This is a genomic window from Streptomyces sp. NBC_00122, assembly GCF_045160845.1.
GTDB lineage: Bacteria > Actinomycetota > Actinomycetes > Streptomycetales > Streptomycetaceae > Streptomyces.
In genome coordinates this window covers 743,581-756,558 of the sequence record NZ_CP108191.1, presented here as the reverse complement: position 1 = coordinate 756,558, position 12,978 = coordinate 743,581, and the positions used below count along the sequence as shown (strand labels likewise).

Annotated in this window: 10 protein-coding genes; 8 read left to right on the top strand and 2 right to left on the bottom strand. The window is 72.7% G+C overall.

The annotated features are described in order from the left end of the window. Positions 1-34 precede the first annotated feature (34 nt). The 6 genes from OG737_RS03530 (at position 35) to OG737_RS03505 (ending at position 6,450) form a co-directional block, all read left to right on the top strand. Positions 35-1,282 carry an MFS transporter gene (locus OG737_RS03530; protein WP_328924662.1) on the top strand — a complete coding sequence of 416 codons (1,248 nt, stop codon included), beginning with the start codon at positions 35-37 and terminating at the stop codon, positions 1,280-1,282. After that, on the top strand, positions 1,279-2,805 hold the full coding sequence (locus OG737_RS03525) for an ATP-binding protein (protein ID WP_405921178.1): 1,527 nt from the start codon (positions 1,279-1,281) through the stop codon (positions 2,803-2,805). Before OG737_RS03530 ends, OG737_RS03525 begins: the two co-directional genes overlap by 4 nt. Positions 2,806-2,820: 15 nt before the next feature. After that, on the top strand, positions 2,821-3,162 hold the full coding sequence (locus OG737_RS03520; RefSeq protein ID WP_257557273.1) for a nuclear transport factor 2 family protein: 342 nt from the start codon (positions 2,821-2,823) through the stop codon (positions 3,160-3,162). Positions 3,163-3,259: 97 nt separating this feature from the next. Then, complete coding sequence (locus tag OG737_RS03515) at positions 3,260-3,907, top strand: TMEM175 family protein (RefSeq protein WP_328924660.1); 648 nt, start codon at positions 3,260-3,262, stop codon at positions 3,905-3,907. A 72-nt stretch (positions 3,908-3,979) separates the two neighbouring features. After that, positions 3,980-5,293 carry a transposase gene (locus OG737_RS03510; RefSeq protein WP_328924659.1) on the top strand — a complete coding sequence of 438 codons (1,314 nt, stop codon included), beginning with the start codon at positions 3,980-3,982 and terminating at the stop codon, positions 5,291-5,293. Next, positions 5,293-6,450 carry an XdhC family protein gene (locus OG737_RS03505; protein ID WP_328924658.1) on the top strand — a complete coding sequence of 386 codons (1,158 nt, stop codon included), beginning with the start codon at positions 5,293-5,295 and terminating at the stop codon, positions 6,448-6,450. The genes OG737_RS03510 and OG737_RS03505 overlap by 1 nt, the downstream gene beginning before the upstream one ends. 4 nt (positions 6,451-6,454) lie before the next feature. On the opposite strand, the gene OG737_RS03500 is transcribed toward OG737_RS03505, so the two are convergent. After that, entirely contained in the window at positions 6,455-7,654 is a 1,200-nt protein-coding gene (locus tag OG737_RS03500; protein WP_405921177.1) for a serine hydrolase domain-containing protein, read from the bottom strand. Positions 7,655-7,911: 257 nt separating this feature from the next. Here OG737_RS03500 and OG737_RS03495 point away from each other — a divergent pair, with 257 nt between their 5' ends. Beyond that, positions 7,912-9,354: a GuaB1 family IMP dehydrogenase-related protein gene (locus OG737_RS03495; RefSeq protein ID WP_405921176.1), complete on the top strand. Its 1,443-nt coding sequence runs from the start codon at positions 7,912-7,914 to the stop codon at positions 9,352-9,354. Positions 9,355-9,627: 273 nt separating this feature from the next. Then, the gene (locus tag OG737_RS03490) at positions 9,628-10,179 is read left to right on the top strand and encodes a sigma-70 family RNA polymerase sigma factor (RefSeq protein WP_405921175.1); all 552 of its coding nucleotides are present in this window, start codon (positions 9,628-9,630) and stop codon (positions 10,177-10,179) included. Here the strand turns inward: OG737_RS03490 and OG737_RS03485 are convergent. Further along, positions 10,140-12,947, bottom strand: a complete 2,808-nt coding sequence (locus OG737_RS03485; protein ID WP_405921174.1) for a LuxR C-terminal-related transcriptional regulator — start codon at positions 12,945-12,947, stop codon at positions 10,140-10,142. The genes OG737_RS03490 and OG737_RS03485 overlap by 40 nt on opposite strands. Positions 12,948-12,978: the final 31 nt, after the last annotated feature.

Sequence of the window (12,978 nt, the reverse complement as noted above, 5' to 3'; positions counted from 1 at the left end):
CCATCACGGGGGAGTTGAGCAAGCAGTGGCCGACATGTCGAAAACGACCACGGGAGTCAGCGTGCACCCAGCCGCACCAGCGGCCAGTGCGCCCAGAGGTTCCGGCTTCTGGGTGGTGGGCGCGGTCCTCGTCCTGCTGATGCTCTCCTCCTCCGTGCCCTCCGCCCTCTACGTGCTCTACCAGGAGAAGTGGGACCTGTCCTCCGGCATGATCACGGTGGTGTTCGCGCTGTACGCGGTCACCGTGCTCGCCGGGCTCCTGCTGTTCGGGTCGCTGTCCGACACCCTCGGCAGGCGCCCGGTGCTGGCCGCCGGCCTGCTCCTCGCGATCGTCTCGATGGGCCTGTTCGCCTCGGCCCAGGGGCTCGGGCTGCTGCTCGCCGCCCGCGCCGTGCAGGGGCTCGCCGTGGGCCTGGCCACCGGGGCGATGGGCGCCGCCCTGCTGGAACTCAGCCCCGTGTCCCGGCCCGCGCTCGGCGCCCAGGTCAACAGCGCCGGGCCGACCGTGGGGATCGGGCTCGGCGGGATCGGGGCCGGCCTCCTCGTCCAGTACGCGCCCGCGCCGACCGTACTGAGCTACCTGTTGCTGGTCGGGGCCTTCGCCGTGACCTTGGTCGGCGTGGTCCGGATGCGCGAGAGCGCACCGGGGGCGGGTGGCCGCTTCCGGGTGGTCCCGCACCGGATCCACGTGCCGGCCGGCGCCCGCGGCCGGTTCGCCGTCCTCGTCCTGACCATCGTCGCCGTCTGGTCCGTGGGCGGCTTCTACCTTTCGCTGGGCCCGCACCTGGCCCTCTCGCTCCTGGAGTCGACCAACTACCTCGTCGGCGGCGCCACGGTCGCACTCCTCGCGGGCGCCGCCACCGCGGCCCAGCTGATGCTGGGCCGCACCGAGGCCCTGCACACGGCCGTGCTCGGGCTGTGCGGACTGCTCGCCGGGCTCGCCCTGGTCCTGCTCGCGCTGGGTCTCGGCTCGGCCGCCGTGTTCCTGGTGGCCACGGCGGTCCTCGGCAGCGGCTGGGGCGCCGCCTTCCTCGGCTCCTTCCGGGCGCTGAGCGCGCTGGCGGACCCCGCGCACCGCGGCGAACTGACCGCCGCCGTATACGTCTTCGCGTACCTCGCGATGAGCGTCCCGGCGGTCCTCGCCGGGATGCTCACCAACATCCACGGGCTGCACCGCACCTCGGTCGGCTTCATGGCCGCCGTCGCCGGGGTGTGCGCGCTGGCCCTGCTGGTCACCCTGCGGCTCGCCGCCCGCACCCGGGCCGAGGGGAGTCCCGCGTGAACGCCCTGGAACTGAGGTCCGCGCTGCGCGGGCTGGAGATCTTCGCCGGGATCACCGAGGACCAGCTGGACTGGCTGGTCTCGGTCTCCGAGCCCCGGGTGCTCGCCGACGGCGAGGTGCTCTTCCGGGACGGCGAGGAGGCGACCGGCTTCCACGTCCTGCTCTCGGGCGGGCTGGTCGTCACCAAGGTCGTCGACGGCCGGGAGGAGGTGCTCACCCGGCACTCCACCGAGGAGGAGAGCGCCGCCGCCGAGGACCACGACGGCAAACCGTCGGCCGCCCACCGGTTCACCGGCGAACTGCCGCTGCTGACCGAGGGCTCCTACGTGGCCACCGCGGCGGCGAGCGGGCCGTCGACCACCGTCGTGGCCTACGCGAAGCCGGTCTTCTTCGAGATGCTGACCCGCTGCCACGGGGTGGCCGCCGTACTGATCCCCGTACTGGCCTGGCGGATCAAGTCCTCCGAGGTGCAGGCCCGCAAGCGGGCCACCGTGGAGGCGCTCGGCACCCTCGCCGCGGGCCTGGCCCACGAGCTGAACAACCCGGCGGCCGCCGTGGCCCGGGCCGCGCAGGAGCTGGCCCCCGCCCTCGACCGGCTCACCCGCACGGCCCAGGCCTGGGGCGCGGCCGCCAGCGGGGCGGAGCGCTCCGTCTTCGACCGGCTCGCGGAGGAACTGGACAAGCTGCCGCCGCCGGACATCACCGACCCGCTCGCCCAGGCCGACGCCGAGGAGGAGATCGCCGACTGGGCGGAGGAGGCGGGCACCGAACGGTCCGGCCTGCTCGGCTCGGGAGTGGCGGACCTCGGGCTGGAGCTGGGCTGGCTGCTGGAGCGGCTGGAGGGCGTCGGCGAGCCCGCCCTCGCCGCCGCCCTGGACCACCTGGCGGCGCTGCTGGAGATCCGCTCGCTCGCCGCGGAACTACGGGCGGCCGGCCCGCGCATCTCCCAACTCGTCTCCGCCACCCGGGATTACGCCAATCTCGACCGCGCGCCCGAACAGCGCTTCCCGGTGACCGACGGGCTGGAGAACACGCTGGTCGTGCTGCGTGCCAAGCTCGCCGGGATCAGCATCGTGCGCGCGTACGAGCCGGACCTGCCCGAACTGACGGGCTATCCGAGCGAGTTGAACCAGGTGTGGACCAACCTGGTCGACAACGCCGCCGAGGCCATGGAAGGGGCCGGCGTGCTCACGTTGCGCGCCCGCGCCGAAGGCGTCTGCATGGTCGTGGAGATCACCGACACGGGCCGCGGAATCCCGGAGGAATCCCTGCCGCGGATCTTCGAACCCTTCTACACGACCAAGGACGTGGGCAAGGGCACGGGCCTGGGGCTGCACCTCAGCTACCGCATCGTGACCCAGCGGCACCACGGGTCGATCACGGCCCGCTCGCGCCCGGGCGAGACCCGGATGGTCGTGCGGCTGCCGTTCGCCGGGAGCGCCCAGTCCTGCGCCTCACCTGCCGAAACACCCACATCGACCAGTTCCCCGACCAGCCCCTCCAGCAGTTCCTCCACCAGTTGAATGAACGGAGTCGACATGGCCAAGTACGACATCTCCAAGCTGCACCCGGTGTTCGTCCGCCAGATGGAAGCGCTGGCCGCCCTGGACATCGAGGCGGTCATGAAGAACTACACCGACGACGCGGTGCTGTTGCGCTTCGAGGGGGTCTCGGTGGGCATCGACGCCGTTCGCGAGACGTTCACCGGCTATCTCACCGTGAAGCCCACGCTGGTGGAACTCCAGGAGTACATCGAGACGGACGACACCATCTTCTACCGGGCGATCATGAACCTGAACGGTGAACCGGAGCACGCGTTCGGGACACTTGTCGTCCGCGATGGCCGAATCTGGCGGCAGACTGCCGGATTCGGCGGCTGACGGCCGGAATCTGGGTAGCGTGTGCGGGGAGGGCGGGGGACGTACGCCCTCCCCGTATGCGCGAGTCGTAGATATATGCAGTGGCGAAGGGGAGGCCATGGAACGCGAAACCGGACGGGTCGAGGCATTCAGTGATGGCGTATTCGCCATCATCATTACGATCCTCGTCCTGGAATTGAAGGTTCCGGAGGAAACGGGATCCGATTTCTGGCACGGGGTCCGTGAACAGTGGCCGCATTACGCCGCGTACGTGGTGAGTTTCCTCATTATCGGTGTGATGTGGGTGAATCACCACACCATCTTCAGTCACCTCAAGCGCGTCGACCGCCCTCTGTTGTTCCTGAATCTCCTGGTGCTGATGGTGGTGTCGGTGATTCCGTACACGACCAATGTGCTCGCCGAGCACCTCATGGAGGAAGGCGGTTCGGCCAACGCCGCAGCCGTGCTCTACAGTCTCGTCACCGTGGCCTACGCCTTGGCGTTCCTGGCCTTCTGGTGGTACGTCACCCAGGTCGGGCACCTCTTCCACGAGCAGGTCGACAAGGAAGGTGCGCGGGCGACCAGGGTGCGTTTCGGCCTCGGCGCCATCGCCTACCCCCTGACCGTGCTCCTCGCGTTCTTCTCCGCACCGCTCACGCTTGTCGCACACTTCCTGATCGCGCTCTACTATGCGGCGAACCAGATCCCCATCCCACTCGTGGTAGAGGAAGAGCGGCTCGATACTGCCAGCGACCTCAGGAAGTAGCCGCCGGGGCCTACGGCCGTTCTCCGCGGTAAAGTAGGGTATTGGATCTAGCTGGTCGCGGGGGAGGCCCAGATGGCTCGCGTAGTCCTGCCGGAGGATTCCACGAAGGAAATCTCCGAATTGATCGACGTCCTGATCTCTCTTCTCTTCGAGTCCTTACCCCGGCGGGACCAGCGAAACTGGGCCCGCGTTTATCTGAACGGCCTGGTGCGGACCACCGGAAAGAAAACCATCCGTAACATCGCCGGAACAGGAGCCAGTTCCGTCGAGCAGAGTCTTCAGCAGTTCATCAGCAAGTCCCCCTGGGACTGGACCCCGGTCCGCCGCTCCCTCGCCCAGCACCTCGAACGCACCGCGCAGCGCCCGCTGGCCTGGGTGCTCCAGCCCATGGTCATAGAGAAGGCGGGTGACCGCTCGGTCGGTGTCGGCCGGCAGTTCGTCCCCCAGCTCGGCCGCACCGCCAACTGTCAGCAGGCCAGCGGGATCTGGCTCGCCTCCAGCGAGGCGAGTTTCCCGGTCGAATGGACCCTCACCCTCCCCGGGCCCTGGACCAGCGAACTCCTGCGCCGCCGCAGGGCCGGAATCCCCGACACGGCCCGCTCCCTCACCCCCGCCCAGGACGCCGTACACGCCGTCCAGCGCATGGCCGCCAGCTGGCAACTCCAGCGCCGGCCCGTGGTGATGGAAGTCGCCAACGGCGACCTCCCGCAGAGCATCGAGTCCTTCGCCCTGCAGGACATCCCCTTCGTCTTCAAGGTCGACGGCTCGCTGCCCGTCTCCTTCGGTGGTGCCGGCCGCCACAAGCCGGGCCCCCACACCGCGCCCGCCCGCGAGCTCATCGACTCCCTGCGCTCCCAGCGCCGCGTCGTCGAATGGACCCGGCACGGCCGGGCCGAAGGCGCGGTGACCCTGCTGACCTCGGCCACCATCCTCGCCACCCCCAGCGAGGACCGGCCGGCACCCGTACCGTCGACCCCGCTGCTGCTGGTGGGAGCCTGGACCGAAGCCGCCCTGCTGCCCTCCGAGTTCTGGATCACCAACATCGGCGACCGGCCCCTCGCCCAGCTGTTCCTGCTCGCCAAGCTCACCGACCGCGTCTCCCTCGACTTCGCCGAGACCTGCGAACCCGTGGGGATCCGGGACTTCGAGGGCCGCTCCTTCCGCGGCTGGCACCACCACGCCACCCTGGCCAGCGTCGCCCACGCCGCGAAACTCCTGGGCGCGCGCGACCCGGTGCACGACGCCTACACCGGAGTCGCCCGCTCCGCCGCCACCCGGTCCGCCGCCGCGGCCCGGCCGACCCTCCCCCGGCCGTCGGCTCCCGCCGTCATGCCGCCCCGGCCGCTCATTCCCGGCCAGACCCCGCGCCGTGAGTACATCCGCTGATGCTCGACATAGCCGACGAGCTACGCGCGTGGTGTGCCGCGCGCCGGGAATTCGCCCTGGCCACCGTCGTCTCCGTCAGCGGCAGCGCGCCACGCGGACCGGGCGCCTCACTCGCCGTCGACGACCGGGGCACCGCGCTCGGCTCCATCTCCGGAGGCTGCGTGGAGTCCGCCGTGCACGAGCTGTGCCTCGACGCGATCGAATCCGGCCAGGGCGGCCTGCACCGCTTCGGCTACAGCGACGACGACGCCTTCGCCGTGGGTCTCACCTGCGGGGGAGTCCTGGACGTCCTGGTCACGCCGGTGCGCGGGCGCGACCCGGTGCGCCCGGTCCTCGGCTCGGTGCTCGACGCCGCCGCCGGCGGGACGCGGGCCGCGCTGGCCCGGGTGGTCCGCGGCCCCCAGTCCCAGCTCGGCCGGGCTCTCGCCGTGCACGCCGACGGATCGCACGAGGGCACCCTGGGTGCGGGCGCGGAGCTGGACCGGGCCGCCACCGGGCAGGTCAGGGCGCTGCTGCTGGCCGGGCGCACCGGCACCGTCGAGCTCGGCACGGCCGGCGGACTGTGCGGAGAGCCGCTGACCCTGCTGGTCGAATCGGCCGCCGAACCGCCCCGGCTGATCGTCTACGGAGCCATCGACTTCGCCGCGGCCCTGGCGCGGATCGGCGCCTTCCTCGGCCACCGCGTCACCGTGTGCGACGCCCGGCCCGTCTTCGCGACCCCGGCCCGCTTCCCCGACGCCGACGAGGTGGTCGTGGACTGGCCGCACCGGCACCTGGCCGGGGAGCGGGACGCGGGCCGGCTGGACTCCCGTACCGCCGTGTGCGTCCTCACCCACGACGCCAAGTTCGACGTACCCCTGCTCGCGCTCGCCCTGCGGCTGCCACTCGCCTACGTCGGCGCCATGGGATCGCGGCGCACCCACGCCGAACGGGCCGCGCGCCTGCGCGAGGAAGGAGTGCCGCAGGCCGCCCTGGACCGGCTGCGCTCCCCGATCGGCCTCGACCTGGGCGGCGCGACCCCCGAGGAGACGGCCCTGGCCATAGCCGCCGAGTTCACGGCGGTCCGGCACGGCGGCTCGGTCCTCCCGCTGGCGCAACGCAGCGGTCCGGTGCACCGGCGTACGGCGCAGGCCGTCCGGGCGGCCGTACGGGGATGACCGCTCAGTCCTGGGGCTGGATGTCGTACACGTTGTCCGGGGTCGCGATGCCGGTGATCGTCTTGGCGATGAGCGTGCTCGGCTCGCTGCCCTCGTGGTGGATGTCGGTGTTGATCAGGATGACCAGGGTCGCCCGATCGGAGGGGAGGTAGACGCTCACGCTCTCGTATCCGGGCAGCGAGCCGTTGTGCCCGATCCATCCGTGGTTGTCGAAGATGCCGAGCCCGTAGTCGTTGCCGGGAATGCCGGTGGGGAGCATCTTCAGCCGCTCCGCCTGGGTGGCGGGGGACAGGAGCGTGCCGGTGGCGAGGACCTGAGCCCAGCGCCGGAGGTCGTCCAGGTCGGAGATCATCGCGGCGGCCGCCCACCCCCAGCTCGGATTCCAGTCCGTGGCGTCGGTTTTCGCGCCGGTCGGGGTCAGATCGGTGTAGCCGTGTGCGTGAGGGGACGGGAACTCGGCCGCGAGCGGGAACAGCGTGCGGCGCAGGTGCGCGGGGCCGTCGACCCGCTTGTCGATGAAGTCGGCCAGGCTGAGCCCGCTCACCTTCTCCACCACCAGGCCGAGCAGGACGGTGTTGGTGTTGGAGTACTGGAACTTCTCCCCGGGCCCGGAGGTGTTGGGGTGCCGGAAGGCGTAGGCGAGCAGTTCCTGCGGTGTGAACTGGCGCTCGGGGCCGGCGACCAGCGCCTGCACGAAGTCGGGGTCGGCGGTGTACGGGTACAGGCCACTGCGCATCTCGGCCATCTGCCGCAGGGTGATACGGCCGCCGTCGGGGACGCCGGCGACGTACTTGGAGATCGGGTCGTCGAGTCCGACGAGGCCGTCGTCGACCAGTTCGAGTATTGCGGTGACCGTGAACGTCTTGGTCACGCTGGCGATGCGCATGAGCAGGCCGGTCTGCATCGGCCGGCTCGTGGCGGTGTCGGCGACGCCGGTGGCACGGATGTAGCTGCCCCGACCGGGCAGGCACAGCCCGACGATCACTCCGGGTACGCCGGCCTCTTTCCGGGTGCGCTCGATGGCCTGGTCCAGCTTGGCGGTCAGCTCGGGGCCGAGACCCTCCTGCGGGCAGTCGTCCCCGTACCGGGCGGAGACCGCCGCGGGCGGCGGAGCCTGGTCAACCGGGGCCGAGGCGGCGGCCGGAGCCGACGCGAGGACGAGCAGCAGTGCCGCGGCCAACGCACGGGCGGGACTGCGTCGCATGTCGGGACGCCTCTCCTCGGAGACCTGGAGCCTGCGTTTCCTCTCCCCACTCCCCTTCTCCGGTCTCCAGTCTCCGCCCGTCCGGCGCATCCCGCGCGCGCCCGGGACCAAGGTCCTGTAGGAACCGACCACACGGCCCGGTATGTCCTGGACGATCGGCCCGGACCGTGTAAACGGCAGGTCGTGGGAGAATGAAGTACGTGCGTTTCCTCGGCTGACAGGTCGGGGTACCTCCGATCGACTGGGATGTTCAGCACGTGCGTTTCCTCAATGACCAGAAGCCGCCGTACGACCTGACGTACGACGATGTGTTCATGGTGCCGAGCCGCTCCGCGGTCGGTTCCCGTCAGGGCGTCGACCTTTCCGCGCCCGACGGCACCGGCACCACCATTCCCCTCGTCGTGGCGAACATGACCGCCATCGCGGGCCGCCGGATGGCCGAGACGGTCGCCCGCCGCGGCGGCATCGTCGTCATCCCGCAGGACATCCCGATCGAGGTCGTCACCGACGTCATCTCCTGGGTGAAGACCCGCCACCTCGTGCTCGACACCCCGATCACGCTGGCGCCCACCCAGACCGTCGCCGACGCGCTGTCCCTGCTGCCCAAGCGCGCCCACGGCGCCGGCGTCGTCGTCGACGGCGAGGGCCGCCCGGTCGGCGTCGTCACCGACCACGACCTCACCGGCGTGGACCGCTTCACCCAGCTCTCCGAGGTCATGTCGAAGGAGCTGCTGCTCATCGACGCCGACATCGACCCGCGCGAGGCCTTCAACAAGCTCGACGCAGGCCACCGCAAGCTGGCACCGGCCGTCGACAAGGACGGCAAGCTCGTCGGCATCCTCACCCGCAAGGGCGCGCTGCGCGCGACCTTGTACACCCCGGCCACCGACGCCAACGGCAAGCTGCGCATCGCGGCCGCCGTCGGCATCAACGGCGACTTCGTGGCCAAGGCCAAGCAGCTGCTCGACGCGGGCGTGGACACGCTCGTCATCGACACGGCGCACGGCCACCAGGAATCGATGATCAACGCGATCAGGGCCGTCCGCGCGCTGGACCCGCAGGTCCCGATCGTGGCCGGCAACATCGTCGCCGCCGAGGGCGTGCGCGACCTGATCGAGGCCGGCGCGGACATCATCAAGGTCGGTGTGGGCCCCGGCGCCATGTGCACCACCCGCATGATGACCGGCGTGGGCCGCCCGCAGTTCTCCGCGGTGCTGGAGTGCGCGGCCGAGGCCAAGAAGTTCGGCAAGCACGTGTGGGCCGACGGCGGCGTCCGTCACCCGCGCGACGTGGCGATGGCCCTGGCCGCCGGCGCGTCGAACGTCATGATCGGCTCCTGGTTCGCCGGTACGTACGAGTCCCCGGGCGACCTCCAGCAGTCCGCCGAGGGCCGCCTCTACAAGGAGTCCTTCGGCATGGCCTCCGCGCGTGCGGTGCAGAACCGTACGAGCGAGGAGTCGGCCTACGACCGGGCCCGCAAGGGTCTGTTCGAGGAGGGCATCTCCACCTCGCGCATGTTCCTCGACCCGGCCCGTCCGGGCGTCGAGGACCTGATCGACTCGATCATCGCGGGTGTCCGGTCGTCGTGCACCTACGCCGGCGCCGGATCCCTCGCGGAGTTCGAGGAGAACGCCGTGGTCGGCGTCCAGTCGGCCGCGGGCTACGCCGAGGGCAAGCCGCTGCACGCCAGCTGGAGCTAGTTCCCCCGCTCTTCCTCCCGTGGCCCCCGGGCCCGTCCCCACGGACGGTCCCGGGGGCCACGGCCGTTTCCCGGGGCGCGGCCCGTCCCGGGAAGCTTCCGCGGGTCGGCGTTCGCGCGCGGCGCGCACCACAGCCCCGGCGGAGCCGGTCGACCGTTCGGCTCGTCCGACCGACCGGTCGGCGACCGGCGGGGCGGGATACGCCAAGCGGCGGATAACTCCACGGCACGGCTCCGTCACGCTCAGGTCATCCGACCTGGAAGGGGCACCCCCGTGACCAGCACCCTCACCCGTCGCACCGACGCACACGCCCTCGCCCGGCTGCACAGCGAGCACGGCAAGGCCCTCTACGGCTTCCTCCTCGGCCTGACCTTCGGCGACCGGCAGCGCGCCGAGGACCTCCTCCAGGAGACGCTCTTCCGCGCCTGGACCCACCCCGAGGCGCTGGAGAGCGCCCACGCCTCCGTGCGGCCCTGGCTCTACACCGTCGGCCGGCGCCTGGCCATCGACGCCCGGCGGGCCCGCCAGGTACGCCCCGCCGAGGTCGGGCCGGACGCCCTGGAGCACTCGCCGGCCGCCGACGACCGCACCGAGGAGGCCGTCACCTCCCTGGACCTGCGCGGAGCCCTGCTGTTGCTCAGCCCCGAGCACCGCGCCGTGCTGGTGCAGATCTACTTCCGCGGAGCCTCCGTCTGCGAGGCCGCCCAGGTGCTCGGAGTTCCCCCCGGGACCGTGAAGTCCCGTACGTACTACGCCTTACGGGCGCTGCGCGCCGCCATGCCCGGCTACGGACCCGGCGCACCCTCGGGACGGGCCGCCGCCTGAGCCGCCACCGCCGCACGGGAGCGGACCTGGAGCTTGGCCAGGATGTGCGACACGTGCGTCTGCACCGTCCTGCGCGACAGGAACAGCGCGCTCGCGATCTCCGGATTCGAACGGCCCTGCGCCACCAGCAGCGCCACCTTCAGCTCGGCCGGGGTCAGCGCCTCCCAGCCGTTCGCCGGCCGCCGCCGCGCCGACCGGCTGCCGCGGCGCACCCCCAGGCTCCGCAGCCGGGCATCGGCCCGGGCGATGTCCCACCGGGCGCCCAGGTCCTCGTACGCCGCAACCGCGCGCGTCAGCGCCGACCGGGACCCCGCCAGATCGCCGTGCCAGGCCCGGGCCACCGCCAGGTCCTCCAGGGTGTGACCCAGCACCAGCGGCCACCCGCCGCGCTCCCCGTGCGCCACGGCCTGCGCCAGCAGCTCCGGATCCTGCGCGAACAGGCCCCGGCAGCGCAGCAGGGCCAGCGCCGGACCCGGGTAGCCGGGCAGCGCCGCCGCCACGCGCCCGCACGCCGCCACCGCCTCCCGCGCCGTACCCGTCTGCGCGCTCTCCAGGGCGAGCCGGACGATCTCCGACAGCACCCAGGGGCGCTCGTACGACACCGCGTCCCGCGCGTCATCGGCCAGCTCGGGCAGCAGCGCGCGCAGCGCGTCGGCCGGGCGGCCGTCCCGCTCCGCCAACAGGGCCCGGGCCAGCAGCACGTGGGAGGCGTACCGGCGTGCCGCGGGCGTACCGAAGGCGTCGGCCGGCAGCTCCGCGAGCTCCGCGCCCGCCGCCTCCAGCTCGTCGCGGTGGCCCAGTACCAGCGCCCGCAGCCCGTGCACCACCACCGGAAGCCAGCCGTCGGACACCGGCAGCGCACGCGCCCTGGCCACGCCGGACACGGCTTCGTCCCAGTCACCGAGCCGGTAGTGGAACTCGGCGAGCCGGGCCTCGGTCACCACCAGCCGCCCCGTCGAGCCGGTCGCGGCCGCCAGCTCCCGCGCCTCCCGCAGGGCCGCCGCCACGGTCTCCGGCTCGTCGAAGCGCAGGTGGCCCTCCGCCTGGTTCGCCAGCAGCAGCAGCCGCATGTCGTTGGCCGCCGGACTGCGCCGCGCGTACGCGATCCCCTCCGCGACGTGGTGCAGCGAGTCCCGGCCGCGCCCCAGGTGGAACAGCGCGAACGACATCGCGTGATGGGCCTCCGCCGCGCACAGCGGATCGCCCAGCCGCCGAGCGCCCGCCACCACCGGCCCGGCCAGCGCGAACGCCTCGGCCGGCCGGTGCAGATCGGCCAGCGCCAGCACCCGGCAGGCCTCCAGCCGAAGCCGCCAGACGGCCGAGGGGAACTCCTCCGCCAGGGCCCGCTCGGTCACCGCCAGGGAACGGTCCATGTCCCCCTGGATCATCAGCGCCGAGACCAGCTTGAAGTCCACCGCCGCCCGCCGGTCGGCATCCGTGGTCCGGGCCCGCAGCGCGTCGAGGAGGGCCGCGGACTCCGTTCGCCGCAGCATCAGTGCCGCGTCCGCCAGCTGCTCCTCCAGTGCCTCCAGGGTCTCCCGCTCCCGCGGATCGCCCTGTGCCACGGCCCGCTCCAGCAGCTCGGCCGCGACGCCCGGGGCCTCGGCGATCAGCGCCGGCGCCGAAGCGGCGAGCCAGCGCACCGCCCAGGGGCTCAGCCGGCCGGCGCACAGCAGCTGCCCGGCGGTCCGGGCCGGGGCCAGCCCCGCCTCGGCGAAGGCCCGCGCGGCGTCCTGATGCAGGGCCGTGCGCAGGGCCCCCGGCGTCTGCGCGTACAGCGCCCGCCGCAGCGCCGGATGGCGAAAGCGCAGCCGGTCCCCGATGTCCTCCAGCAGCCCCGCCAGCAGCGGCTCCTCCAGATCCGCGAGCAACTCCCGTGCGGGCCTGGCCTGTACGAGGGCCAGCTCGCGCGCGGTGAACGCCGGGCCCAGCAGCGCCGCATGCCGCAGGGTGGTGCGCGCCGGGCCGGAGAGGAAGTCGGGCCCGTGCGCCAGGGAAGCGGGCGGCGGCGGCAACTCGGCCACGGGGACGGACAGTTCGGCGCAGCCGCCCTCGACCCGGACGAGCCCGGACCACTGGGCGAGCAGGTCCCGCAGCAACCGGGGATTGCCGCCCGCCTGCTCCGCCGCCTCCCGCAGCCGCGGCCCGGGCGGCGCCCCCAGCAGGCCGTGGACCAGCTCGGCCGACTCCGCCGCGGTCAGCGGCTCCAGCCGGACCGTGTGTCCATGTGGCGCCGCGCACGGCCGCTGCGCCCCGGGCCGGCGGGGCAGCGGCCGCCTGGTCGCCGCCAGCAGCAGCGGGAGCCGCCCTGCCGCCGCCGTGCGGGCCAGGCGCCGCCACAGGAGCAGACTGGCCGTATCCGCCCAGTGCAGGTCATCCAGCACCAGCAGCAGCGGCCGCTGCGCGCACCACTCCTCGACCCCGGCCACCAGCAGGTCCATCGCCGCCAGCAGGGCGCCGCCGGGTGCCGCCGCCCGCTCGGCCTCCCGCAGCAGCGCGACGACGGCGGCCCGGGCCGGGCCCGAAGGGTGCACGCAGTCCAGTGCGGCACGCAGCGGCAGGTCCGCCGCGAGCGCGTCGGCCGCCGCGTACCGCACCCGGCAGCCCAGCGCCGCCGCCAGCACCAGTGCCTCCCGTACGAAGGCGGTCCGGCCCGCGCCGGGCTCGCCCTCCACCATCAGGCAGGCCCCGTGAGCGCCGCCGCCGTGCGCACCCCCGCGCACCCATTCCCGTAACTCGTCACGCTGCTGTTCCCGTCCGACCCGCACGTCGGCAATCCCTTCCGGTCACGTCGCGCCG

What these genes read in the sequence shown, in the direction of transcription:
- OG737_RS03520 (WP_257557273.1), top strand. Translation starts at nt 2,821, where the DNA reads ATGGCCAAGTACGACATCTCCAAGCTGCACCCGGTGTTCGTCCGCCAG.
- OG737_RS03510 (WP_328924659.1), top strand. Translation starts at nt 3,980, where the DNA reads ATGGCTCGCGTAGTCCTGCCGGAGGATTCCACGAAGGAAATCTCCGAA.
- OG737_RS03515 (WP_328924660.1), top strand. Translation starts at nt 3,260, where the DNA reads ATGGAACGCGAAACCGGACGGGTCGAGGCATTCAGTGATGGCGTATTC.
- OG737_RS03500 (WP_405921177.1), bottom strand. Translation starts at nt 7,654, where the DNA reads ATGCGACGCAGTCCCGCCCGTGCGTTGGCCGCGGCACTGCTGCTCGTC.
- OG737_RS03530 (WP_328924662.1), top strand. Translation starts at nt 35, where the DNA reads ATGTCGAAAACGACCACGGGAGTCAGCGTGCACCCAGCCGCACCAGCG.
- OG737_RS03505 (WP_328924658.1), top strand. Translation starts at nt 5,293, where the DNA reads ATGCTCGACATAGCCGACGAGCTACGCGCGTGGTGTGCCGCGCGCCGG.